Source organism: Iodobacter violaceini (genome assembly GCF_011601265.1).
Lineage (GTDB): Bacteria > Pseudomonadota > Gammaproteobacteria > Burkholderiales > Chitinibacteraceae > Iodobacter > Iodobacter violaceini.
This window is the reverse complement of sequence record NZ_JAAOLX010000002.1, coordinates 316,804-340,563: the sequence shown is the minus strand read 5'-3', so window position 1 is coordinate 340,563 and position 23,760 is coordinate 316,804. Positions and strand designations below refer to the sequence as shown.

The following is a 23,760-nucleotide window of genomic DNA, read 5'->3' as shown; positions in this document are numbered from 1 at the left end:
TAAAACGAGAATACAGAGGCCACAGTGAAAAGCATCGGATCTATCATTTTCTCTGTGCTCTCTGTGATTCGAGGTTTTGCTCCATCCGCTTAAAGCTGATGCATCTTTATCATCATGTAAGTTGAATGGGGTTGGCTTATTTTAAAACATCCAAAATTGCCTGCGTATTATGGCTGAACATCGCCAGCCAGCTGGGGGCGTTTTTAGATAAGGCATCGGTATAAAGCGCCGGACCGACTTTGGCTTGAGTCTCGCGGGCGATTTGCTCGATCAGTTTGGGGTTGCTGATGTTTTCGGCAAATACGGCGCGGATATTATTTTTGCGGATTTCACGAATTAAAGCAGCCATCTGGCGGGCGCTGGGCTCGGCTTCGGTAGAAATGCTTTGCAAAGGCAGCAATTGCAGCTGATAACGCGCACCCAAGTAGCCCAGTGCATCGTGAGAAGTCACCACTTTGCGCTTTGCGGCCGGAATCGCTGCAAAAGCAGCGCTGACTTTTTGATCAAGCTGGGTGATTTGCGTGGTAAAACGCGCGGCATTTTGGGCATATTCTTTAGCGCCTGCCGGGTCTGCCTTGCTTAATGCCTGCTTGATTTCTTCGACCATCGATACCACTGCGCGTGGATCATGCCAGGCATGCGGATCGGTGTGGTCATGCTGATGGCCTTCATGCCCGTGATCATCCGCCATTGCGCGAGGCTTGATGTTTTTGCTGACGGTAATCACTTGACCTTTATAGGCAGAAGCTTGCTCAACCCGCTTTAACCAGCCCTCAAAGCCCAAGCCATTCACAAAAAATAGTGATGTTGCTGAGAGTTTTTTCAGGTCTGCAGGCCTGGCTTGCCACACATGGGCATCCTCATCCATGCCCACGAGGCTGCTGACCTCCACCCGCTGGCCACCTACTTCCTGAACCAAATTAGAGAGTACGCTAAAGCTGGCCGCTACTTTAAGCGGGGCGGCATGGGCGAAGCTGCTGGCAGCCAGCAGCAGGGCGAGTAAGTGTTTATGCATGGGGAGTGTCCTTTTTTTGTGTGTTGATTGTTATTTTAAGAGTCTTCGGCACGCTGATTTTGCTGCGGGATTCCCGCGGAGTATTTGATTTTTGCTTGTTCGCCTTAAACCGCATGGTGCCTTGCTTTTCGGCGGATAAATAAGCCGAAGGGGGCGAAGAGGAGTGAGAGGCAGTACAGAACGCCAGCGATCAGCACAATGGCGGGGCCTGAGGGTAAATCCCATTGGTAAGATGCGATCAGGCCCGCTACACAAGCAAAGAGGGCGATCAGCCAGGATACGGCAAACAGCATTGATAAGCGTTCTACCCACAGCCGGGCGGTGGCGGCGGGGAGCATCATCAGCCCCACGGCCATCAGCGTGCCCATGGCCTGAAATGCGGCCACAAAGTTGAGCACGGCAATCACCATAAAGCCGATATGAAAGCGCATGCCATTGCCGCTGGTGGCGGCGATAAAGCCAGAATCGGCGCATTCCAGCACAATGCCACGGTATTCAATGGCCAGCCAAAGCAGGGTGATGCTGGCCACTCCGCTCACGATAAGCAGCGATGGGTCGTCAATGGCGAGCACCGAGCCAAATAAAAGGTGAATCAGATCAACGCTGCTGCCCCATTTGGAAACAATCAGCACGCCAATGGCCAGTGCCAGTAAATAAAAGCCTGCAAAGCTGGCGTCTTCATTGAGGCGCGATTTTCGCGCTGCCACGCTGGCGGCAAGGGCCACCAGCAGGCCAGCGATCAGGCCGCCTCCGGCCAGCCAGGGCAGAGTCAGGCCGCCAAGTAAAAAGCCAATCGCAGCACCAGGTAAAACGGCGTGCGACAGCGCATCACCAAATAAGGACATGCGGCGCAGTAGTAATAAAACGCCAACAGGGGCGCAGCCCATGGCCAGCGCCATGCTGCCAACCAGCGCTCGGCGCATAAAGGCAAATTCGCTGATTGCGCTGATGATTTCAAATTGAGCCATTATTCGCACACCTCGCACCAGGCCGCATCATTGCGCCAGTGCTGAGCGCGGCGGTTGGCCTCGGCCAGCAGCGGCTCAGTCAGCACATCGGCTGTGTTGCCCCATGCTATGGCCGATTGGGCCAGCAGCAGCGTTTGCGGGTAATGCGCCCGCACTAGCGAAATATCGTGCAAAACGGTGATCTGTGTTTTACCCATGCGATGCCACTGATGCTGTACTTCCAGAAGCTTGTCTATGGTGTTGCTGTCTACATTTGCAAAGGGCTCATCCAGCAGCAGCACATCGGCGTCTTCCACAATCAGCCGGGCAAAACGGGCGCGTTGCAGCTGCCCGCCCGATAGATTGCTGACAGGTGCACTGGCAAAGTCACTCAAACCCACTTGCTCTAAGGCGCTGTCGGCTTGTTCACGATCTTGCTTAGATAAGCCGCGCCACGGGCCACGCCTCGACCATGCACCCGCTAAGGCCAGCTCTCTGACCATAAGGGGGAATTGTTTATCCAGCGTTGAAAGCTGCGCCAGGTATGCCACTTTGCCGTGGGCATGGATATGCCCTTCGTCCGGCGTTTTGATGCCAGCCAGGGCAGAAAGCAGTGTCGATTTGCCCGCGCCATTGGGGCCGACAATCGCAGTGTGGCTGCCCGTTTCGAAGCGGCCAGAGAGGGTATGGACCGCAGCCCGGTCGCGATAGCACAGGGTAAGGTGGTGGACTTCCATCATGCTTGCAAAGCCCAGTCTGTCAGCGCCCAAAGCAGTAATAATAAAGGCAGCACACACAGCACCCGCTGCCATGCTGCCATTTCAAATAAACCTTTCACAGCCTTATCCTTTTTTACTTGTTTTTATTTTCCTTTTTTACAATAGCAATTTATTGCCTCTTTGTGCAAGTCAGTTGCATTTGTCGTGAATATTACTGGCGCATATGAAGTGGGTGTTGATTAGCCCTTACCGGGTTTGATTTTGAAGCAGATGACTGATTTAGCCCTTACCGGGTTTGATTTTGAAGCAGATGACTGATTTATTCATAAAGAGCATTGGAAAATGATTATTTGTTCCGATCCGGGATAAAAAAAGGGCCGCACAGCGGCCCTTTTTAGTAAAGCAATGCAGGCTTAGAGTTTGCCTTCCAGCCAGGCCGGAACGCTTTCTAATGCACCAGTCAGGTTTTCTGGCTCGCTACCGCCGGCCTGGGCCATATCCGGTTTGCCGCCGCCTTTGCCACCCACTTGCTGGGCCACAAAGTTGACCAGTTCACCGGCTTTGACTTTGCCGGTCAGGTCTTTGCTGACACGGGCGATCAGGCTGACTTTGCCTTCACTCACGCTGGCGAGCAGGGCAATACCACTTTGCAGGCGGTCCATCAGCTTGTCGCTCATTTCACGTAAGACCGCGCCTTCTGCACCTTCTACCACGGCAGCCATGCACTTGATGCCGTTGATACTGCGCAGACCGCCACCAATCAGGCTGTCCAGCTGGGCAAAGGCCATCTGGCCTTTCAGGTTTTGTACTTCTTTCTGGGCCAGCTTCAGCTCGGCTTGCAGTTTTTCCAGTTTAGCGACTAGCTCGCCAGGCTTGGATTGTGTCATCGCGGCAAGGGCTTTGATTTCGCTGTCCTGTGCTTGCACCAGGGCGAGTGCCGCATCGCCGGTGATGGCTTCAATACGGCGAATCCCCGCTGCAATACCGCTTTCGGCAACGATTTTGAAGAGGCCGATATCGCCCGTGCGGCCAACGTGGGTACCACCGCATAGCTCGGTAGAGAATTCGCCCATTTTTAATACGCGTACATCGTCACCGTATTTTTCGCCAAACAGCGCCATGGCACCGGCGGCAATCGCGTCGTCAAAGCTCATCTGGGCCGCGGAAACAGCGTCATTGCGCATGATTTCTTCGTTCACCAGCGCTTCGATCTGAGCGATTTCAGCAGGTGTGACAGGTTTAGGCTGGCTAAAGTCAAAACGTGTGCGCTCAAATGTCACCAGTGAGCCTTTTTGCTCTACATGCGTGCCGAGTACGGTGCGCAGTGCAGCGTGCAACAGGTGCGTGGCGCTGTGGTTGCGCTGGCTGGCCTGGCGTTTGGCCAGATCAATGCTGGCAGTGACGGCATCGCCTACTTTCAGATTGCCGTTGCTGACCGTGCCCTGATGGCCAAATACATCGGACTTCACTTTTTGGGTGTCAGTGACGTCAAACAGGATACCGCCCGCAGCACGAATGCTGCCCACGTCACCGGCCTGGCCGCCTGATTCGGCGTAAAACGGGGTGTGATCCAGCACAACCACGCCTGTTTCACCTGCGTTCAGCACTTCAACCGGCTCGCTGCCACGGTAGAGCGCCAATACTTTGGCGGCATGGCTGCTTTCGGTGTAGCCATGGAAACAGCTTGCTTCCCCGTCGTACACGAGGCCGGTTACGGCTTTAAACTGACCGGCTGCTTTGGATTGCGCACGCTGGGTGTTCAGCGCCACTTCAAAGCCTTCCATGTCCACACTGACATTGCGCTCGCGGCATACGTCAGCAGTTAAGTCGATTGGGAAGCCATAGGTGTCAGAGAGTTTGAAAGCCGTTGCGCCATCCAGCACGGTTTTGCCACCCGCCAGAGCGGTGTCGAGCAGGGCCATGCCGTTTTCCAGCGTTTTGGCGAACAGCTCTTCTTCGTACTTCAGTGTTTCTTCGATCAGCGTTTGTTTTTGTACCAGTTCCGGGTAAGCCTGCCCCATTTCTGCTACGAGCGCTGCAACCAGGGTAAAGAAGAAGGATTTCTTCTGGCCCAGTTTATAGCCATGACGTACAGCGCGGCGGATGATGCGGCGCAATACATAGCCACGGCCTTCATTACTTGGCAATACGCCATCAGCAATCAGGAAGGAACACGCGCGGATATGATCGGCAATCACTTTAAGCGAAGGTGTTTCCTGATTGTAAGGCACGCCTGTTGCGGCCGCTGCAGCTTGCAATAGGGCAACAAAGGAATCAGTTTCGTAATTGGTATGTACTTTTTGCAGCACGGCAGACAGGCGTTCCAGCCCCATGCCGGTATCAACCGATGGCTTAGGCAGCGGGTGCATTACACCTTCTGCATCACGGTTGAACTGCATAAAGACGTTATTCCAGATTTCTACAAAGCGATCGCCGTCTTCTTCCGGGCTGCCCGGAGGGCCGCCCCAGATGTGATCGCCATGGTCGTAGAAAATCTCCGTACAAGGGCCACAAGGACCGGTATCGCCCATGGCCCAGAAATTATCCGAAGCATAAGCACCGCCTTTATTGTCGCCAATGCGGATGATTTTATCTGCGGGAACACCAACTTGCTGATTCCAGATCTCAAATGCTTCGTCATCAGAGGCATAGACTGTCACCAATAATTTTTCCTTGGGGATAGCCAGCCACTGAGGACCAGTCAGAAATTCCCATGCGTAATGGATGGCATCACGCTTGAAATAATCGCCAAAGCTGAAGTTGCCCAGCATTTCAAAGAAAGTGTGGTGGCGTGCAGTGTAGCCAACATTTTCCAAATCATTGTGCTTGCCGCCAGCACGCAAGCATTTTTGGCTGGTGGTGGCTCGGGTGTAATTGCGCTTATCAAAGCCCAGAAACACATCTTTAAATTGCACCATGCCGGCCACGGTAAACATGATTGTTGGATCGTTGCCTGGCACAAGCGGACTGGAATTAACGACCTGATGGCCTTTGGAGGCAAAGAAGTCGAGGAATTTCTGGCGGATTTCGTTTGATTTCATAGTGTGTAGGGTCGGTATTCGGTGAATACGAAAGCACCGATTCTAAATGAAAGCCCTTCATCAGGGTAGCGCCCTGTTAATAAGGGGTAGAGCTTTCAGGCAGGAGGAGGAATCTGACGGCTTGCTGGCGCATTTTTAATGCCATGGTCATGGCGGAGCGACAGATTTTACTTTGTTTTACGGGTTTATCCGCCACACAAACAGCTATTCATTGCTTGAGCCGCTGTGTATGGCGGGCGTGGTTCCTAGGTGTGTCGCCCCGAAGCGCGACACTTTGAATGTGATTTAAGCCTTTGCAGCGGTTCCGCTGCGATTCAGAAACCACGCGCCTGTGCCGCATGTGGCGAGCAGAGTCAGCAAGGGGAGTGCGCTGTTGTCATGCCACAGGCCAATTAATAAACCGGCCAGTGTGGCGCAGCCAAATTGCAGGGTGCCAAGCAGGGCAGAAGCCAGCCCGGCTTGTTTGCTTTGGTGCTGCAAAGCCATTGCCGAGGTATTGGGGGTGATAAAACCCATGCTGGTGATAAAAACAAACAGCCCCAGCAGCAAGAGCGGGAAATTGAGCAGGCCAAAAATTTGCAGTAAAAACAGACTAAGCCCGGAAATAGCAGGTAAATAGAGTGCGCGTCTGAGCAAATGAGCCGTGCTGTGGTTTTTAAGTGCGCGGGCGTTAAATTGGCTGCTGATAATAAAACCCGCTGCATTGCTGCCAAAAATCCAGCCAAAGTGCTCGGCCGGTACGCCGAATAATTCGATAATAATATAAGGTGAGCCAGCGATATAGCCAAAGAAACCACCCATGACAAGCGAGCCTGTCAGGGTATGGCGCATAAAGCCTTTATCACGGATCAGCGCGGCGTAGCCTTTTAATACTTTGCCCAATTCAAGTGCCGGGCTGTGCTGGGTATTGTGTGTTTCTTTAAAAAAGAAATGCACATTAATTAAACACGCCAGCGCAAACAGCATCTGGAAAGCAAAAATAGCCCGCCAGCCCAGTGTGGTGACCACCCAGCCGCCCACAATCGGCGCCAGGATTGGGGCAAGCCCCATAATCAGCATCAGGGTAGAAAACGCTTTCGCCATTTCCTGCACATTGCAGCGATCCCTGACTACGGCTCTGGAAACCACCATACCGGCGCAACCGCCTAAGGCTTGTAAAAAGCGTAAAGCAATAAGCTGATCAATATGCGTGACAAAGATGCAGCCTGCGGTGGCCAGAATATAAATCACAAGTCCAAAGTAGAGCGGTGGCTTACGGCCAAAGCGATCGCTGAACGGGCCATAAATTGCCTGGCCAATAGCCAGACCAATGAAAAAGCTGGCCAGTGTGAGCTGCACCGAGCCTGGCGAGGCATCCAGGCTATGTGAAATAGCAGGGAAGCTGGGTAAATACATATCAATGGAAAGTGGGCCAAGTGCGGTAAGCGCACCCAGTAAGAGCAGCCAAGGCGGGAAATAGCGCATGCAGTTTTGCTTTTTTTGAAATGAGGTAAGGTGCTTAATTGTACGCTGACTAAGCAGGGTACAAATAGCGCAGCATTCTATTGTTATGGTGTTTAATAAGGACAGATCGAAGTGACTTGCGCTTTTATGCGGTATGTTTCAAATCTGTGGCAGCAAATTGCGTTATCAGTATTAATAAGCGCCCCATTCTCCTGATGCGGATTGTGGGGCGCTTTTGGGGGCTTTATGCTAAAGCCTGTGTATTAATTAATAGCCCACGGTAAAGCGCTGACGGCTGTGCTGAGCGTTTTCTGCTTCATTCAGCATGGCTACAGCAAAGTCTTCTACCGAGATGCGGCTTTCGCCCTGAGCATCAAGCAGCAATTGATCGCCGCCCAAACGGAACTGACCTGTGCGTGCGCCTGGCTCTAAATGAGCGGACGGGCTGAGCAGAGTCCAATCCAGTGCGCTTTCTTTGCGCAGTAATTCCAGCGCTGTGCGGGCGCCCAGTGCCGAGCCTTTCCATTCGGCTGGAAAACTTGGGGTGTCAACCACTTGCACGCCAGGTGCTACTTCTAAGCTGCCTGCGCCGCCCACAACTAAAAAGCGGGGAACAGCAGATGCTTTTACGCTGTTCAGAATGTGCTGAAAGCCATCTACAAAATACTGGTAAACATCACCTGCCGCATGGCCGCTGAATGCGCTGATTACTAAGTCATGGCCTGCTAATTGAGCTGTCAGTGCAGCTTCATCGTTTACATCTGTTTTAACTGCGGTCAGGGCTGCATGTGTGGGCAGTTTGCTGATGTTTTGTACCAGGGCACTGACCTGATGGCCGCGCTCAAGCGCTTCGTTCAAGAGTTTAGAGCCAACATAGCCTGTTGCGCCGATGATTGCGATTTTCATGGTGATTCCTTGTTTGAATGTAAGTTAAGAGTGAAGCGGGTGCTGCTTTGCTACAAAGTCAATTAAATCTTGCGGGTTCTGGTACATCAGAGAGCTGGGAACAACAGACAGTTGGCCGCCCTTTTGTAATAGCAGTGTGGGTACACCACGTAAGCCGTTTTCTTGCATTAAAGACTGAGCCTTCTGTGTTATAGCGCGTAATTCTTTGGGCCAGCCTGCGGCAAAGTCTTTGGCAAATTGCCCGGCATCCAGACCAAACCCGGCCGCCAGCTCAATAAAGGCCGCTTCTTCTTGTGTGCCTTTTGCATAGCGTAGTTGCTGCACCCGGTGCAGCACATCCAGCGATTGATCCGGTACGGCCTGACTGATCAGGTAGTAAGCCAGTGTGGATGCGCTTGAATCAAATGGTGTATCCAGGTCGGCTAAAATTTGTTCTTTATAAGCCTGGCTGAATTGCTGCCCTGTCATTTGGGCGATGCGCTGATCGTTGCTCCAGAAGTAGCTTGCCATCTCTGCGTTCATTGCCTGCGGATGGGAAAACAGCCCCGTTGGGTGCAGCTGCCATTGCAGCGGGCTGTGTGCTTTTAATGCAGAAAGTGCCGGCGCTGCGCCGTAACACCAGCCACAGAGGGGATCAAATAAGAGATGCAGCATATTGTGTGTCCTGAAAAATATGCTGCTATCTTGCCTGTGTTGATTGATTAGATAAATACGCCAATTAAGAATTGAATGTTTATAAATATGGAACAATGTAGGATAGGGGCTTTGGAGTGCTAAGCAAATTCAAAAAGATCTTTTTAGTACCTTCGGTACGTTAATTTAGGTGCGGGATCCCCGCGAAGTATTTAATTTCTGAACGGCCAGAAATCCTAGTACGCAAAGAAGGCCGCCCCGGCCAGCACGAAACCCCTCGCTGTGGACAATCGAGCGGCGGCTGCGGAACTCGCTTCGCTCAGACAGGCATCAAAGAAACCCCGCCCGCTTGTTCCTCGCTTCGGCGTGCTTCAAGGGGAGGATAAAAGCCCCATGCAGAGAGCGTAATCATTGTGTTTTAGCTTGGTTAGTTCATACGGGACCAATGCCCTGTTTCATAAACCAATAAACGGAATAGTCTTATGTTGGATTTAAATCGTCTCGCCACTTTTGTGGCAGTGGTGGAGTCGGGAGGGTTTACGGCGGCTGGTGACAGGCTGGGGATGGCTAAATCACTGGTGAGCCAGCAAATCAGCAAGCTGGAATCTCAGCTTGGGGTGGCGCTGCTGACGCGCAGTACGCGCAAAGTGCTGCTCACCGAAATTGGTGAGCAGCTTTATGCCGATATTGCCCCGCTGCTGTCTGCTGCGAATGAAGCGCTTGACCGGCTGGGGCAGGTGAAGGCATCGGGGCTGCTGCGTATTACTGTGCCGGTGGATTATGCAGGTGCCGTGCTGGCTCCGCTTTTAGCTGAATTTGCTGTATTGCATCCTCAGCTGGAGATTGAATTACTCGCCACAGATGAGGTACTGGATCTGCTGGCAGAGCGGATTGATGTGGCGTTTCGTTTGGGACGATTACGGGATTCTGCCCTGCATGCGGTTAAGCTGGCGCAGTTTGCCGAATGCGTGGTGGCTTCGCCTGGTTGTTTGGCAAAGTGCCCCGGGCTCAGGCATCCTCAGGATTTAGCTGCGCTGCCCTGGGTGGCGATGACCCGCTTGCATGCGCCACTGACCTGGAAATTTAATCATGGTGAAGAATCGTGCACCGTCAGAATGCGTTCGGTGATGCGGGCCAGTGCGCCGTCTTCTGTGCTGGCGCTGGTCAGGAGCGGGGCGGGTTTGTCGGTCTTGCCCGATTTTATGGTGGCAGAAGACCTGGCTGCCGGGCGTCTGGTGCATTTATTGCCCGAATGGACTATGCCAGCAGGCGGCATCTACGCCGTTTATCCGAGTGCCCGTTATCTGCCTGCCAAAGTCAGAATTCTGCTTGATTTTATGCGCTCAAGGCCGATGACAGGATAGGGCCGTGCTGGTTTGTTTTATCCTCTGGTCTGCTATTGCAATACCTTTGATATGGCTGGAATAAGCTGTCTGCAGAGTTTGCGCAGGAGGCGGTGATGGTACTGAGTTGGATCTTTAGCGCGGCACTGGTGCTTGTCCCCGCTCCTGATGCCGGGGAGGCGCCTTTGCTGCAGGAAAGTTTACTGGCCGCGGCAAAGCTGGAGTCGCAGGATGCCTGGGGGGCTGCGGTTCTTTATTGTGCGGCGGCAAGAAAGGGCTCGATTGAGGCGCAGTATCGTTTGGGTATGTTGTATGCCTTTGGCGAAGGCGTACCGGAAAACAGAAAAATGGCGGCCACTTTGTTTTCCAGTGCGGCAGGGCAGGGGCATGTGCGTGCACAAGCCATGCTGGAAACAATCAGGCTTGGTGCAAGTGTGCTGCCACCTTGCATCATGTCTGAGGTTAAGCCAGAAAAATTGCCCGAGCTGGCTGCGCCAGTTTTACCTGTGCTGAATGCCAGTCAGCAGAAAATTGCCCGCATCGTGCAGCAAATCGCTTTATGGCACGATGTTGATCCGCAGTTTGCTTTGAGCATTGCAAGGGTGGAGTCTCAGCTTAATCCGCAGGCTTTATCGCTTAAATCAGCGCAGGGGGTGATGCAGCTAATTCCGGAAACGGCAGAACGCTTTAATGTGCGCGATACCTTTGATGCCAGCCAGAATATCAGGGGCGGGGTGCGCTATTTACGCTGGCTGCTTGATCGCTATCGGGGCAATGTGGTGCTGGTAGCGGCTAGCTATAACGCGGGAGAAAAGGCAGTAGACCGCTATCGTGGGGTGCCGCCATACCCAGAAACACGGGACTACGTGGCCAGAGTGATGAAGCTTTACCCCTATGCGCAGCACAAGATGAAGCAGCATTACATCAGTAAGGCGCAGATGCGGCCGGTTTTGTAGGGGCTTCACAAATGCGATGCAACGATCTTTGTTTTCGGTGTGCTGATTTTGCTGTGGCATACCCGCGAAGCATTTGATTTTGAACGGCCAGAAATCCTGCTGCTTGTGCCTTTCGTGGTTCAATCGTGGGTTTGAAGCCCTCAATAATCCTCATCCTCCCCGCCCACTACCTTGTAAATGACAGACACAGAAAAACCACGGCTGATAAGAAAGCGCAGCTGTTTGTTTTTTTCCTTGGGGTCCTGGGGCGGGTTGCCAAATTTTCTTCGCCACAGCACACGGGCCTGTTCCAGCTCGGTGTCGCCGTGTTCTTCCATTACGCTGGAAATAATGTCGCTGGAAACGCCTTTTTGCTGCAGTTCGGCGCGCAAGCGTTGCGGGCCATAGCGCTGGGAGCGGTAGAACACCCATTGTTCGGCAAAGCGGGTATCAGATTGCCAGCCGCGCTCGATGAAATCGTCGAGTACTGCATCAACTTCACTGGGGTCATCTGCAAAAGGAAGGAGTTTAAGTCGCAGCTCACCGCGCGAATGATCCCGGCGGGCAAGGTGTTGCAGGGCTTTGTTACGCAGAACGGTCGTCATTTATAACTCTGTTTATTGCACCGGTTCGTATGGGTGAACCGATAGCCGGCCCCTCCGGCAAGGAGGGGCCGGGTCGAACTACTTAAGCATCCAGCTCTTCTTCTTTGCCATCATCAAGTAAAGCGGCCGGATCGATTGGCAGCAAGCCACCCGCGCCTAATTTTGCACGAATTTTCTGTTCAATTTCAGCTGCAACTTCAGGATTATCTTTCAGGTATTGACGGGAGTTTTCCATCCCCTGGCCAATCTTATTGCCGTTGTAGCTGTACCATGCACCGGCTTTTTCAACGATTTTATGCGTTACGCCGTATTCGATGATTTCGCCTTCATGGCTGATCCCTTCGCCGTAAAGAATATCAAAGGTCACAATGCGGAAAGGCGGAGCCACTTTGTTTTTGGCGATCTTCACTTTGGTTTGGTTACCAATGATCTCGTCGCCCTTTTTAACCGCGCCAATACGGCGGATATCAAGACGAACCGATGCATAGAACTTCAGTGCATTACCACCAGTGGTGGTTTCAGGGCTTTGGCCTGGCATCATATTGCCAATCTTCATTCGCAGCTGGTTAATAAAGATCACCAGTGTATTGGTGCGCTTGATATTACCAGTCAGCTTACGCAGTGCCTGGCTCATTAAGCGCGCTTGCAGGCCCACGTGCACATCGCCCATTTCGCCTTCGATTTCGGCTTTGGGTGTAAGGGCTGCAACCGAGTCAACCACGATGATATCCACGCCGCCGGAGCGGACCAGCATATCGGCGATTTCCAGTCCTTGCTCGCCGGTGTCGGGCTGAGAGATCAGCATTTCGGATACGTTTACACCGAGTTTGCTGGCGTAAACAGGATCAAGCGCGTTTTCAGCGTCGATATAAGCGGCCACACCGCCAAGCTTTTGCACTTCGGCTACAACGTGCAGACAGAGTGTGGTTTTACCAGAAGATTCTGGCCCGAAAATTTCAACAACGCGCCCGCGGGGTAAGCCGCCAACACCAAGGCCCAGATCTAAGCCAAGGGAGCCGGTGGAAACCACTTGCAGATCACCCTGAATCTGATTTTCGCCCATTTTCATGATGGCGCCTTTGCCGAACTGACGTTCGATTTGCGCGAGTGCCGCGGCGAGTGCCTTGCTCTTGTTGTCGTCCATGTGTGTGTCCCGAGCGCTGTTTAAATAGATGAGTGATTATAGAACAATCGTTCTGTAAATGAAAAGAGATTTACAGATTTTGTGGATCTTGCCACTTTGAGTCAATGTGGCAAACGGTGATCTGCCTGAGGTTTATTGGGCAGGGTGAAGTAGAAAATTGTCTGGTTGTCTGCCTGAGATTTGGCCCAGATACGCCCGTCGTGGCGGTGAATAATCCGCTGAACGATGGCAAGGCCAATGCCATTGCCAGTAAGCTCGGTGTGCGAGTGCAGGCGCTGGAAGGGTGAAAATATTTTATTGGCATGGGCCATGTCAAAGCCGATTCCGTTGTCCTGAATATAGAAAACAGTCTGGCCATTGATATCATTTGCACCAATGCTGATTTTTGCATTCTGGGTGCGCTCGGTAAATTTCCATGCATTATCAAGTAAATGTCTGAGTGCAATCAGCATGAGTTTAGGGTCAGCATGAGCCCTGAGATTTTCTTCAATCTGGATGTCAATTTGCCGCTGCGGTTGCAGGCTGCGGAATTCATCCACAATTTCTTCGCTTAAGGCGCTCAGATTAATGGTCTGGCAGCGCACCTCAATGCGAGTCAGCTTGGACAGATTGAGTAAATCATCAATCAGGCTGGTCATATTGTGCGTAGTACTGCGGATGCGCGCTAAATAGTTGCGGGCATTCACATCCAGCGAGCCGATATAGTCTTCCAGCAGCACCTGACTGAAGCCTTCTATGGTGCGAAGCGGAATGCGCAGATCGTGCGATACCGAGTAAGAAAATGCTTCCAGCTCATGATTGGCTGAGGCCAGTGCGCGGGTACGGGCTTCTACGACTTCTTCAAGGTGGTTGCGGTAGCGCTCCATATCCAGCTCGGCTTGTTTGCGCTCGCTGATATCAATAATAAAGCCCTGCAAAGTGCGTTTGTTATCGGCATCGCATTGTGCGGAGGCAGTAAGCAGTACCCATTTTTCTTCGCCGCTGCTGCTTAAAAAGCGGCATTCAAATTCAGAAACGCCAGTTTTGCTGGTTTCGCTGAACAGGCGATAAGCATGATGCCGGTCGTCCGGGTGCAGATAGCTGGATAAAAAGCCTTCCTGGTACCATTGGGCCAGCGGATAGCCCAGCAGTGCTTCGGCCTGCGGGCCGACATAGGTAAGCCGCCACTCGTCCGGGTTGGCATCCCATGGGATGATATGCGTTGATTCAACCAGTCTGCGGTAGCGATCCTGGCTGGCGCGCAGGGCCAGCTCAATTTGCCTGCGGCCCAGAATGTCGGTTTCCAGCTGCAGATTTTTTTGTTCCAGCGTCAAAATCAGGTCTTTCAGTGATTTTCGCGTGGTTTCCAGGTTTTGCCCTAAGGTGCCGATTTCATCGCTGCGCCGCCAGACAAAGGCTTCATCCAGCTCACGGCGTGCCAGCTGAATAGCCTGGCGTGACAGCTCGGCGAGCGGGCGGATAATCCTGGATTCAAGCAGTAATAAAATCAGCCCGAGGCTAAGCACAATCTGCAGCAGCACTGCGGCCAGATAAAGGCGCTGTTCGCTGCGGATGCGGGTGGTGGCATTGCCATCATCCAGCTCAATCGTAATGGTGCCAATATTGCTGCCCTGCTTGCTCACCACACGGGTGAGTGAGTGCAAATGCCCGCGGCGGCGCTCTGGTTTGTTGGCCTCAATAAACAGGCCCAGTGTTGAGTCGTTGACGGTAATGCGCACAATGCGCTCATCGCTGATGACCGATTCCAGCAGGGGTTTGCCGGCATCCGGAGACAGATTCCAGAGTGGCTCTTGCATGCCCAGAACCAGAATATCGGCAATACGCTGGTGATCCAGGCTGATCTGGCGCTGGGCGTTGTCCAGCTGGCGGGTCAGGCTGATATAGCCATTTACACCAGAGGGCAGTAATAAGCCCAAAAGAGTGGCAAAAATAATTGCAGTTCGAAGCGACAGATTCATAGCGTGGCGGGGCTTGGTTTTTCGTAAGTGGAGAGTTTCAGATGTTAGTTTAGATCAAGTATCGGCTTTCTAGTAAAACGTATCATCATTTCATGATTCTTAATCAAGTATTATGAATCGCATTTGTTAATCTTTTTGTAAAAAATCATTTAGTACAGAGCCTGTGGCTTGGCTTGAATCAATCTGTTTGCCGGGGCTGGTATATTTTCTAATACAAGACATATTGTTTTCTTTGATTTGTGAGTATCAATTCATTTTTTTGCGGCCGTATAAAAAAATGATGAGTGGCTGCGATATTTTTTGCCCGGTTTTAGCTTGAAAACGTATTCGATTTGAAATTGATTCATAAGGGAAAAATATGAAGGTGATTGTACTGGGGGCGGGCGTAATTGGGATTACTTCGGCATGGTTTTTGAGCCAGGCAGGGCATGAGGTAACGGTGATCGAGCGTGCGCCAGAGGCAGCAAGGGAAACCAGCTATGCCAATGGCGGGCAAATATCGGTGTGCCATGCGGAGCCATGGGCTAATCCCAAGGCCCCCTGGAAAGCATTGCAGTGGCTGGGTGAGGAAGATGCGCCGCTCTTGTTTCGCTTTAAGCCCGACTGGCATCAATGGCGCTGGGGTTTGCGTTTTTTACAACAGTGCACCCGGGAAAAGGCGCGCTATAACCTGCAAAACCTGGTGCGCCTTGGTTTGTACAGCCGCGATACCCTGCAATCCTTACGGGCGGCTACCGGTATCGAATACCATCAGCGCACCGAAGGGATATTGCATTACTACACTGAGCAGGCCGAGTTTGAATCGGCTATCCCTGCAGCAAAGCTGATGGGGGAGCTGGGCCTTGACCGGCAGGTAAAATCTGCCGCTGAGTGCTTATTGATAGAACCTGCTTTGCGCAATTCGATGCGGCCCATTGTGGGGGGCACCTATACGCCCAGTGATGAATCGGGCGATGCGCGCTTATTTACCAATGAACTGGCGGCTCTCTGCGAGCAAGCCGGGGTGAAATTTCGCTATGATTGCGAAATCGCCGGTTTTGATTGTGCAGGCGGGGATGTGGTGGCGGTGCGGACAGAGGGTGATGAGGGGGCAGAATCCCTCAGTGCAGATGCTTTTGTGGTAAGTCTGGGCAGTTACAGCCCGCTGCATTTGCGCCCCCTTGGGATTAATTTGGATATTTATCCGGCCAAGGGCTATTCAGCCACGATTCCGGTGCGTGATGGTCATTGTGCACCAACAGTCAGCCTGACAGATGACGGGCATAAGCTGGTTTTCTCCAGACTGGGGGATTATCTGCGCGTAGCCGGTACTGCAGAATTTGATGGATATAATCTGGATCTGAATGCGGTGCGCTGTAAGGCGATTATTGACCGGGTGAGGGATATTTTCCCTGATGGTGCTGATTATGCTGCGGCCGAGTTCTGGACCGGTTTACGCCCGGCAACACCTGGCAATTTGCCTTATATTGGCCGTACGTGCTATCCGAGTTTGTGGCTCAATACCGGGCATGGCACCCTGGGCTGGACAGAATGTTGTGGCTCGGCACTGGCTATTGCCGATTTAATTTCCGGTAAAAAGCCAGATGTTGATTTTTGTTTTCAGTAATTAACCATGTCTGAATAAATGGCCCGGCTGTTTATTCAGACTAATTACCTTGCGATATGTTTTTTCCAGAGAATATGATGCGATCTGTTAGCTGCTGTTTATTATGCTGTTTGTTTACCCAATCAGCATTGGCGATTAATATCAAAGTGCAATCCAGGGTGCTGCCCCGTTGCACCGTTTCTGATAAAGCAGCTGTATTAACGACAGCTGCTTCAATTTGTTCGCGGTCTTTAAATTTTGTGCGCACATTCAAGCGTACTGAAAATAGCGGTGCATCGGCCGTAGAGCGGGTTGTGATGGAGTTTTAAATGAATAGTAATATATGCCGGTTTGTTTTTTGTTTGTTTTTTGCTGCACTTTCTTTTTCTGTGTCTGCAGAATCTCAGCGTGTGAGTGCCGAAGTTGCAGGGAGCTGTGTTTTTGCCCGGCCTGATGATGTGGTGCTTGATTTTGGTGGTTTAACCCCCGGGCAGGGGGATCGCAAGGTGGCAGGTGAAGTGAGTTTTTCCTGCTCTAAAGGCACGCGCTACAAGGTGGAGCTTGATAATGGCCGCTACTTTAATCAGGGGCAGGGTCAGGGCAGGAAAATGGGCAGCATCAAAGGGGGCGATTATCTGCCGTATAACTTGCAAAGCAGCCTGAGCAGCGGCACCGGTGCGGGTGAGGCCGTGCTTATTCCATTGAAATTAAGTGCCAGCGTGCGCGGCGCTGATTATCTTGCAATTAAAGCCGGTCATTATTCTGATTTGGTTGTTTTAAAGATAAATCCCTAATTTATTATCCCTGTGATAATTTTTTATCTCTGTATTAGTTGTTTCTAATGCAATGTAAAAGTACCCCTAAATATTCATTTGAATGATACAGATCACCTTTTTTTTGTAAAGTATTTAGCTTATTGCGGCAGGAAATTTCTTATAAAATTGTTTTCCCTGTGACTGACTCCATTTAAATAAAAGAGGGATACAATGAAAAGAATGATTTTGGCTTCTTTATTTGCTTCGGCTGCTTTTCCTGCCTTTGCTGCTAATGTAAATGTCCATGTATCAGGCAAAGTATTACCTGTTTGTACTTTTGTAAATCCTTCCGATGTCACGATGACAATTCCGGATATGACACCTGGTGTTGATGCACAAAAACAAACAACTGCGGATATCAGTTTTTGGTGTTCTAAGGGTACAAGCTATACCGTCTCAATGAATGATGGTTTAAATGGTGCTGCAGGTAAAAAAAATATTAAATTAAGCGACGGCGATGCCAGTGATCTAATTGAATATAATCTGTCTGCAGACAAAACATCTGGTGTGGGTGAGGGCGGCTTAACAGAAAATAAAGTATTGCTGACCGCCATTGTTGAAGGTGCAGCCTATCAAAACGCCAGGGCGGGTGATTACGCTGACACGGTAGTGCTGACCGTAGCACCTTAAACGCTCTGCTCCCTTGTATTGCTCCAGCTTTTAAAAATCCGGTGTGCACGCTGGATTTTTAAAAGAGATTGGGGGGGGGTAAATCGGTTTTTCCCTGATTCCCTTTTTCCGGGCAAGGGGCATCCGTTTATTACACTGACCCCTGATCAAAAATTCAATCCGCGTTTCCCTGAAGATACCGGCCTCTTTGCTGCATGCGTGGCAGGGTTGTTTCGTGTCTTTCTCTGCGCCATGCTCTTGCTGTGCTCAATTCAGAGCTGCAGGCTGTTGCGATCAAAATTTACTTTAAAATAAAGGGCCTGATATGCAAAAGCTCTTGATGCTCTTATTGGCGGGCTGGATCAGCCTGTTGTGTGCACCCGTGTTTGCAGCACAATTTTCTGTGTCGCCTGTACGGCTGGATTTTACGGCTAAAGATAAAACCTCCTCTATTACTATTGCCAATGTCGGTGATACTCCGCTGCGGGTGGCGCTGGATGCTAAACGCTGGGAGCAGGGTGCTGCTGGCGAAGATCTTTACAGCGAGACCAGCGATCTGCTGTTTTTTCCAAAGCAGGCAGAAATTGCCCCGCACAGCCAGCGTGTTGTGCGTATTGGTTTACGCGTGCCCAGAGCCGCTGATGAGCTGGCTTACCGCTTGTATGTCAATGAGCAGCCGCCGCTTAAAAGCGAGGCGGGCAGCTCTCAGCTGTCAATGGTGCTGAGTTTTGGCGTGCCCATTTTTGTGCAACCTGCAGCTTTGAATAGGGCTGCCGCCACTATGGAAAATATCAAACTGCAAAAAGGGGATTTAAGTTTTACGCTTAAAAACACAGGCAATGCCACTTTAAGATTGTCTTCGCTCAAAAGCGAAACGCTAAAGCTTGATCAGCAGGAATTCAGTGCATGGTATTTACTGGCGGGCTCAGAGCGCGAATATCATTTCCCTTTGGCACACTGCACACCGGGACAGCATCTCATTTATGTGGCTTTTGACCGTCACAGCCTGAGTGTGCCCTTCAATATTGCAGCAACGGCTTGTAAATAATGGCGGGTAAAATGGCCTTATGGGTCTTGCTCTTATGTTGCTGCCGTTTTGCAAGTGCCGCTGCCGAGCCGCTGATTCTTAATATCATGCTCAATGGCATGGCAAAGGGCGATCTTGAAGCCAGAATCGATGCTGATATTTACTGGCTCGATGCGGATGCTTTAAAAGGCATGGGGTTGAGTGAGGTTAAAGGCAGCAGCCAGCTTTTTTCCGGGCGACGTTTCGTACGGATGGATCAGATCAGCGGCGTAAAAGCCAGTCTTAATCTGGATTTACTGCAAGCCAGTCTTCAGGCCGATCCGGCTTTATTGCCCTTACAAATTTCGGATTTTTCGCAGCAAAATCATATCCGCCCCTGGCAGGGCGGTACATCGGCTTATGTAAACTACGCTGTGTCGGCAGGCCGGGATACCAGCGGGCAAGCGGGAATGGGCTTTGCGCCCACCTTAAATATCGCTTCTGATGGCTGGAACCTGCGCAGCCGCCACGATTACCAAAGCCATGGCCAGGGCTGGCTGCGGCTGGACAGTACACTGAGCTACGACAGCCCGGATCAGATGATGCGCATTACGCTGGGTGATATTTCCTCCACGGCAGGGGCATTAGGGCGTGGCGTGCCGATGGCAGGGATAGGGGTGAGCCGTGTGTTCTCCATGCAGCCTTATTTTGAAACAAAGCCGGGCCTGAATGGCGGTGCAGCCATCACCAGCCCATCCACTGCCGAAATCTATATCAATGGTGTGATTGTTAAAAATGTTGATCTGCAGCCGGGGATTTATCAGTTTCAGGACTTAAGCTATTTTTCCGGGTTTCAGGATATATCGGTGGTGGTGAAAGACCAGTACGGCAATCGTCAGGTTTATAACCTGCCCTATTATTTTGATGATTCCCTGCTGAAATCCGGTTTGCACGAGTTTAATTACAACCTGGGGGTTGAGCGAAAAGAGGGCTTTGATCACTATCAGGGCCTTGCATTTTCAGGCCTGCACCGTTACGGCGTGAATGATTATCTGACCGTGGGTTTACGTGCAGAACGCACCCCGGAGCATCAGAGCGCAGGTGCATTAGCCAATATTCGCCTTGGCGATTACGGCGTGCTGGGTGTGGCGGCATCATGGGCTAAAAATGGCGAAGAGCAGGGCCAGGCCAGCTTGTTTAACTATCGTTACGAGGAGCAGGCTTTTAATGTGCGCGCCATGCTGCAGCAGCAAAGTGCATACTATTTGTCTTCGATGTCTGATTGGCCTTTACCTGCATGGAATGGCAGTGTGGGCTTTGGTTTTGGCAATCAGAGCATGGGCAACTGGGGGGTGGATTTTATGCGTCAGACGGGAGGCACGGCAGAAACAGAAAATGCGCTGAGACTTAGTTTTTCTGCAAGCCCGGCGCGGGATTTCTCGGTGTCAACATCGCTCTCAATCCGAAATAATGGCACCCAGGGGTTTGTTAACTTAACCTGGCTGTTCGATGGCAATCAGTCGGCCGGTACAAGCTTCCAGCGTGATGACTTGAATCAGCAAAGAATCAATGCCTATTACGCCAAAACGACGCCCGCAGGTGAGGGTTGGTCTTATCGGTTTAATGCAGAGCATGACCGGGTGGGTGTAGCGCAGGATGCCTATGTGCAGGGGCGTTTTGCGCAGTCTCAGCTCACCGCCAGTGCAAGGCAGTACGATGGCCGCAGCAGCTACAGGGTGGCTGCTGAAGGGGCTGTGGCGTATGTGGATGGCCATTGGGGCGTAAGCCGGCCTGTAAACCAAAGCTTTGCTCTGGTGCAAAGTGAAGGTTTGTCCGGAGTGGGGGTGACGCAAAACAGCCGGGTGATTGGTCATACCGATGAAGAAGGGTATTTATGGGTGCCCGAATTAAGCAATTACGGGCAACAGCAAATTGCGCTGGTACAGGATGATATTCCTATTGAATATACCCTGCCGAAGCTGCGCCTTGATGTGATGCCGGGGCAAAACATGGGGCGGCACCTTGTTTTTGCGGCGAAAAAATTACGGGCTTTTGAAGCGCGAATTGTAGATGCTCAGCAGCATGCTTTGGTCAACACCACCCTGAGCTTAAAATTGCCTGAAGGTGATTTATCCGCCATGACGGATATCAATGGAAAAATCTACATGGAAGACATCGCGCCTGGAAAATACGCACTTGAAATACAAAACAATGGATTGCCTTGCCCGGCCTGGATTGAAGTGCCTGATGCTGCGGGTGATGTGCTGGACCTGGGTGATTTAATCTGCAGCAGGGAGTAGCTTATGCTAATTAAAAAAATCATCGGTATCGCAGCGGCCTTGCTGCCTGCGTATTCCACAGCAGGGGCGTGCTCTTTTGGATCGGTGCAGGAAGTGGCTTTTGGGCAATACGCCCCAAACTTAAGCACCGAAACTATCAGGCAGGAGCTTATTACAGCAAGCTGCACACAAGCTGGAAAACTGTCTATCTCGTTTGGCCCCAGCCAGGTTTCCGGTACCATTAATGACAGAAAAATGCGCAATATAAGCGGCGGCGGCAGCCAGCTTCGCTATCACCTGTATAAATCAACATGCAAAGCGCCTGAGCTGGGCACGGGTAAAGATGCTTTAAGCGTTGCAGTGTCGGCAGGCGTTGTAACGCCCATCTATTTTTGCGGCGTCATCCCCCCTATGCAGCAGGTCGATGCGGGGAATTATGAGGATTACGTAGTGCTGACTATTTCTCCATAGTTTTTGGGGTGTTTGCTTTGTGGTGGCGGTAATGAGTACAGTGATTCTTTGTGCTGAAATTAAAGGAATAAAATGAACGCAAACACAATTTGTGAGCTGGCAAGGCTTACAATTTCTGGAGGGCTGCCTTTTCCTGAAATTGTCGGGCGTCTTATTGCAGAAGGGGTTGAGTACTATCACGTTGATTATGTACGGCTGCAGTTTGCTTTTTATGGTGCTGATGGTGGCGTTGTTGTGGCGCCGCTTACCATTGAAGGCCTGCCGGAGGTGGCTAGTCAGCTGGATGGGCCGCAGCTGCGTGCTGCTATTCTGGACAGCCAGCAAAACAGTCAGCCATTTTTCCGCTTCTCTGAGCGGGCGATGGAAGCCGGAGTTCAAGCTTACTATGTATTTTTGCGTGGCAAGCGGGTCAGCTATTTAGGTCGTAATGGCGATTGCCACGTTGAATGGTTTCCTGGTGCTCAGCACAAAGACGAATAGCAAAGTATCAAGATTGGATGCGTTTGTTTTTTCAAATAAAAAAAGGCCGGAATCATTCCGGCCTTTTTGCATAACGGGTAATCAGAGTGATTAATCGGTATGGTAATTCGGTGCTTCTTTGGTGATTTGCACATCATGCACATGCGATTCACGAATACCTGCGGCGGTGATTTGCACAAATTCGGCTTTTTCGTGGATCTCTGTGATGGTTTTGCAGCCCAGATAGCCCATGGAAGAACGCAGGCCACCCATCAATTGATGGATGATGGCGGTAATCGGGCCTTTGTAAGCAACACGGCCTTCAATGCCTTCAGGAACCAGCTTGTCAGCGTTGTTTACATTGTCCTGGAAGTAGCGGTCGGACGAGCCATTGCTGCCAGCCATTGCACCTAAAGAACCCATGCCGCGGTAGCTCTTGTAAGTACGGCCCTGGTACAGCTCTACTTCACCCGGTGCTTCGTCTGTACCGCCAAATAAACCGCCCAGCATCACTGAGCTTGCGCCCGCAGCGATGGCTTTAGAGATATCGCCTGAATAGCGGATACCACCGTCAGCAATCAGAGGAATACCGGTGCCAGCCAGCGCATCAGCCACATTGGCCACCGCAGTAATTTGCGGCACACCTACACCGGCCACAATACGTGTGGTGCAGATTGAGCCTGGGCCAATCCCCACTTTAACCGCGTCGGCACCGGCTTCGGCCAGTGCTAAAGCAGCTGCAGCAGTAGCGATATTGCCGCCAATGACCTGAATATGCGGGAAGTTTTGCTTAACCCAGCGTACGCGATCAATTACACCCTGGCTGTGGCCGTGGGCGGTATCAACCACGATCACATCCACACCGGCTTCGGAAAGCAGCTTAACGCGCTCTTCGGTGCCAGCGCCAACGCCAACTGCCGCGCCACAACGCAGGCGACCCTGGTCGTCTTTTGCGGCATTTGGGTGTTCGGAGGTTTTGATCAGGTCTTTAACGGTAATCAGGCCTTTCAGCTTGAAGTTTTCGTCGATCACCAGCACGCGCTCCAGGCGGTGCTGGTGCATCAGCACGCGGGCGGTTTCAATTGAATCGCCTTCGTTGACCGTAATCAGACGCTCTTTAGGCGTCATGATGCTGCTGACAGCCACGTCAAGGCGTGTTTCAAAGCGTAAATCGCGGTTGGTGACAATACCGACCAATTGGCCGGATTTATCAATCACAGGCAAGCCGGAGATTTTGTGCTGACGGGTCAGCTCATGTACGTCGCGTACAAGCATATCCGGGGATACGGTAATCGGATCCTTAACAATGCCTGATTCGTAACGTTTTACTTTGGATACTTCTTTCGCTTGCATTGCAGGGGTCATATTCTTATGAATAATCCCCATGCCGCCTTCCTGGGCAATAGCAATGGCGAGGCGGGCCTCGGTCACTGTATCCATCGCTGCAGAAACCAGCGGCAGATTCAGGCGAATGTTGCGGGTGAATTGTGTCGATAAATCGACATCACGCGGGAGGATGTTGGAATGGGCCGGGACGAGAAGTACATCGTCAAAGGTGAGGGCCTTCTGAATCACGCGCATGGTGCAGAATCCTTAGTCGCCAAAACGGCATTATACCGAACTGTGCGTAATAAGACCAATCTCTGTTAGTACAGTTTTCAATAATCTGCAATTTTGCACTTTATTTAAGAAAACTGGTTGTGGCCATTTCTGTGATCTTTTGGTGCCTGAGCATGAAATCCGCAAGTGAACCCAGCTATTTTCCAGACAATCTTGCAGCCTTGCCGGCTAAGAACTAGCGTAAGAGAGTGGCTGGTTTGTCATGCCTGTTTAAAAATAAAAAAGAA

General features: G+C 51.5%; 20 protein-coding genes. 9 read left to right on the top strand and 11 right to left on the bottom strand.

The window, feature by feature from the left end; genetic code table 11:
• Positions 1-136: 136 nt before the first annotated feature.
• The 7 genes from HA050_RS05170 to HA050_RS05140 form a co-directional block, all read right to left on the bottom strand.
• A complete protein-coding gene (locus HA050_RS05170) occupies positions 137-1,015 on the bottom strand; it encodes a metal ABC transporter solute-binding protein, Zn/Mn family (RefSeq protein WP_166822953.1) in 879 nt (292 codons plus the stop codon).
• Positions 1,016-1,119: 104 nt separating this feature from the next.
• Positions 1,120-1,983, bottom strand: coding sequence for a metal ABC transporter permease (locus HA050_RS05165; protein WP_166822950.1), 864 nt, complete (start codon positions 1,981-1,983; stop codon positions 1,120-1,122).
• Entirely contained in the window at positions 1,983-2,702 is a 720-nt protein-coding gene (locus tag HA050_RS05160; RefSeq protein WP_166822947.1) for a metal ABC transporter ATP-binding protein, read from the bottom strand. The genes HA050_RS05165 and HA050_RS05160 overlap by 1 nt, the downstream gene beginning before the upstream one ends.
• A 392-nt stretch (positions 2,703-3,094) precedes the next feature.
• On the bottom strand, positions 3,095-5,722 hold the full coding sequence (gene alaS, locus HA050_RS05155) for an alanine--tRNA ligase (protein WP_166822944.1): 2,628 nt from the start codon (positions 5,720-5,722) through the stop codon (positions 3,095-3,097).
• Between the two features lie 285 nt (positions 5,723-6,007).
• Complete coding sequence (locus HA050_RS05150; protein WP_166822941.1) at positions 6,008-7,186, bottom strand: Bcr/CflA family multidrug efflux MFS transporter; 1,179 nt, start codon at positions 7,184-7,186, stop codon at positions 6,008-6,010.
• Between the two features lie 246 nt (positions 7,187-7,432).
• The gene (locus HA050_RS05145) at positions 7,433-8,071 is read right to left on the bottom strand and encodes an NAD(P)-dependent oxidoreductase (protein ID WP_166822938.1); all 639 of its coding nucleotides are present in this window, start codon (positions 8,069-8,071) and stop codon (positions 7,433-7,435) included.
• Positions 8,072-8,095: 24 nt separating this feature from the next.
• The gene (locus HA050_RS05140) at positions 8,096-8,725 is read right to left on the bottom strand and encodes a DsbA family protein (protein ID WP_166822935.1); all 630 of its coding nucleotides are present in this window, start codon (positions 8,723-8,725) and stop codon (positions 8,096-8,098) included.
• Between the two features lie 461 nt (positions 8,726-9,186).
• Here HA050_RS05140 and HA050_RS05135 point away from each other — a divergent pair, with 461 nt between their 5' ends.
• The gene (locus tag HA050_RS05135) at positions 9,187-10,068 is read left to right on the top strand and encodes a LysR family transcriptional regulator (protein WP_166822931.1); all 882 of its coding nucleotides are present in this window, start codon (positions 9,187-9,189) and stop codon (positions 10,066-10,068) included.
• 95 nt (positions 10,069-10,163) lie between these two features.
• Complete coding sequence (locus tag HA050_RS05130; protein WP_166822928.1) at positions 10,164-11,003, top strand: transglycosylase SLT domain-containing protein; 840 nt, start codon at positions 10,164-10,166, stop codon at positions 11,001-11,003.
• 140 nt (positions 11,004-11,143) lie between these two features.
• Here the strand turns inward: HA050_RS05130 and recX are convergent, their stop codons facing one another.
• The 3 genes from recX to HA050_RS05115 all read right to left on the bottom strand — a co-directional run bounded on the left by recX (position 11,144) and on the right by HA050_RS05115 (position 14,689).
• Complete coding sequence (gene recX, locus HA050_RS05125; protein WP_166822925.1) at positions 11,144-11,587, bottom strand: recombination regulator RecX; 444 nt, start codon at positions 11,585-11,587, stop codon at positions 11,144-11,146.
• Between the two features lie 82 nt (positions 11,588-11,669).
• Positions 11,670-12,731: a recombinase RecA gene (gene recA / locus HA050_RS05120; protein ID WP_099397616.1), complete on the bottom strand. Its 1,062-nt coding sequence runs from the start codon at positions 12,729-12,731 to the stop codon at positions 11,670-11,672.
• A 101-nt stretch (positions 12,732-12,832) separates the two neighbouring features.
• A complete protein-coding gene (locus HA050_RS05115; RefSeq protein WP_166822922.1) occupies positions 12,833-14,689 on the bottom strand; it encodes an ATP-binding protein in 1,857 nt (618 codons plus the stop codon).
• A 358-nt stretch (positions 14,690-15,047) separates the two neighbouring features.
• Here HA050_RS05115 and HA050_RS05110 point away from each other — a divergent pair, with 358 nt between their 5' ends.
• The 7 genes from HA050_RS05110 to HA050_RS05080 all read left to right on the top strand — a co-directional run bounded on the left by HA050_RS05110 (position 15,048) and on the right by HA050_RS05080 (position 21,934).
• Entirely contained in the window at positions 15,048-16,295 is a 1,248-nt protein-coding gene (locus HA050_RS05110; RefSeq protein ID WP_166822919.1) for a D-amino acid dehydrogenase, read from the top strand.
• 308 nt (positions 16,296-16,603) lie between these two features.
• On the top strand, positions 16,604-17,068 hold the full coding sequence (locus HA050_RS05105; protein ID WP_166822916.1) for a Csu type fimbrial protein: 465 nt from the start codon (positions 16,604-16,606) through the stop codon (positions 17,066-17,068).
• 192 nt (positions 17,069-17,260) lie between these two features.
• Complete coding sequence (locus HA050_RS05100) at positions 17,261-17,719, top strand: spore coat protein U domain-containing protein (protein WP_166822913.1); 459 nt, start codon at positions 17,261-17,263, stop codon at positions 17,717-17,719.
• Between the two features lie 304 nt (positions 17,720-18,023).
• Positions 18,024-18,746 carry a fimbrial biogenesis chaperone gene (locus HA050_RS05095; protein ID WP_166822910.1) on the top strand — a complete coding sequence of 241 codons (723 nt, stop codon included), beginning with the start codon at positions 18,024-18,026 and terminating at the stop codon, positions 18,744-18,746.
• Positions 18,747-18,757: 11 nt separating this feature from the next.
• Positions 18,758-21,004, top strand: a complete 2,247-nt coding sequence (locus HA050_RS05090; protein ID WP_166822907.1) for a fimbria/pilus outer membrane usher protein — start codon at positions 18,758-18,760, stop codon at positions 21,002-21,004.
• A 3-nt stretch (positions 21,005-21,007) separates the two neighbouring features.
• Positions 21,008-21,454, top strand: coding sequence for a Csu type fimbrial protein (locus HA050_RS05085; RefSeq protein ID WP_166822904.1), 447 nt, complete (start codon positions 21,008-21,010; stop codon positions 21,452-21,454).
• 72 nt (positions 21,455-21,526) lie between these two features.
• Entirely contained in the window at positions 21,527-21,934 is a 408-nt protein-coding gene (locus HA050_RS05080) for a DUF1398 domain-containing protein (RefSeq protein WP_166822901.1), read from the top strand.
• 90 nt (positions 21,935-22,024) lie between these two features.
• Here the strand turns inward: HA050_RS05080 and guaB are convergent, their stop codons facing one another.
• Positions 22,025-23,494 carry an IMP dehydrogenase gene (gene guaB, locus HA050_RS05075; protein WP_166822898.1) on the bottom strand — a complete coding sequence of 490 codons (1,470 nt, stop codon included), beginning with the start codon at positions 23,492-23,494 and terminating at the stop codon, positions 22,025-22,027.
• Positions 23,495-23,760: the final 266 nt, after the last annotated feature.

What these genes read in the sequence shown, in the direction of transcription:
- HA050_RS05170 (WP_166822953.1), bottom strand. Translation starts at nt 1,015, where the DNA reads ATGCATAAACACTTACTCGCCCTGCTGCTGGCTGCCAGCAGCTTCGCC.
- HA050_RS05165 (WP_166822950.1), bottom strand. Translation starts at nt 1,983, where the DNA reads ATGGCTCAATTTGAAATCATCAGCGCAATCAGCGAATTTGCCTTTATG.
- HA050_RS05160 (WP_166822947.1), bottom strand. Translation starts at nt 2,702, where the DNA reads ATGATGGAAGTCCACCACCTTACCCTGTGCTATCGCGACCGGGCTGCG.
- alaS (WP_166822944.1), bottom strand. Translation starts at nt 5,722, where the DNA reads ATGAAATCAAACGAAATCCGCCAGAAATTCCTCGACTTCTTTGCCTCC.
- HA050_RS05150 (WP_166822941.1), bottom strand. Translation starts at nt 7,186, where the DNA reads ATGCGCTATTTCCCGCCTTGGCTGCTCTTACTGGGTGCGCTTACCGCA.
- HA050_RS05145 (WP_166822938.1), bottom strand. Translation starts at nt 8,071, where the DNA reads ATGAAAATCGCAATCATCGGCGCAACAGGCTATGTTGGCTCTAAACTC.
- HA050_RS05140 (WP_166822935.1), bottom strand. Translation starts at nt 8,725, where the DNA reads ATGCTGCATCTCTTATTTGATCCCCTCTGTGGCTGGTGTTACGGCGCA.
- HA050_RS05135 (WP_166822931.1), top strand. Translation starts at nt 9,187, where the DNA reads ATGTTGGATTTAAATCGTCTCGCCACTTTTGTGGCAGTGGTGGAGTCG.
- HA050_RS05130 (WP_166822928.1), top strand. Translation starts at nt 10,164, where the DNA reads ATGGTACTGAGTTGGATCTTTAGCGCGGCACTGGTGCTTGTCCCCGCT.
- recX (WP_166822925.1), bottom strand. Translation starts at nt 11,587, where the DNA reads ATGACGACCGTTCTGCGTAACAAAGCCCTGCAACACCTTGCCCGCCGG.
- recA (WP_099397616.1), bottom strand. Translation starts at nt 12,731, where the DNA reads ATGGACGACAACAAGAGCAAGGCACTCGCCGCGGCACTCGCGCAAATC.
- HA050_RS05115 (WP_166822922.1), bottom strand. Translation starts at nt 14,689, where the DNA reads ATGAATCTGTCGCTTCGAACTGCAATTATTTTTGCCACTCTTTTGGGC.
- HA050_RS05110 (WP_166822919.1), top strand. Translation starts at nt 15,048, where the DNA reads ATGAAGGTGATTGTACTGGGGGCGGGCGTAATTGGGATTACTTCGGCA.
- HA050_RS05105 (WP_166822916.1), top strand. Translation starts at nt 16,604, where the DNA reads ATGAATAGTAATATATGCCGGTTTGTTTTTTGTTTGTTTTTTGCTGCA.
- HA050_RS05100 (WP_166822913.1), top strand. Translation starts at nt 17,261, where the DNA reads ATGAAAAGAATGATTTTGGCTTCTTTATTTGCTTCGGCTGCTTTTCCT.
- HA050_RS05095 (WP_166822910.1), top strand. Translation starts at nt 18,024, where the DNA reads ATGCAAAAGCTCTTGATGCTCTTATTGGCGGGCTGGATCAGCCTGTTG.
- HA050_RS05090 (WP_166822907.1), top strand. Translation starts at nt 18,758, where the DNA reads ATGGCCTTATGGGTCTTGCTCTTATGTTGCTGCCGTTTTGCAAGTGCC.
- HA050_RS05085 (WP_166822904.1), top strand. Translation starts at nt 21,008, where the DNA reads ATGCTAATTAAAAAAATCATCGGTATCGCAGCGGCCTTGCTGCCTGCG.
- HA050_RS05080 (WP_166822901.1), top strand. Translation starts at nt 21,527, where the DNA reads ATGAACGCAAACACAATTTGTGAGCTGGCAAGGCTTACAATTTCTGGA.
- guaB (WP_166822898.1), bottom strand. Translation starts at nt 23,494, where the DNA reads ATGCGCGTGATTCAGAAGGCCCTCACCTTTGACGATGTACTTCTCGTC.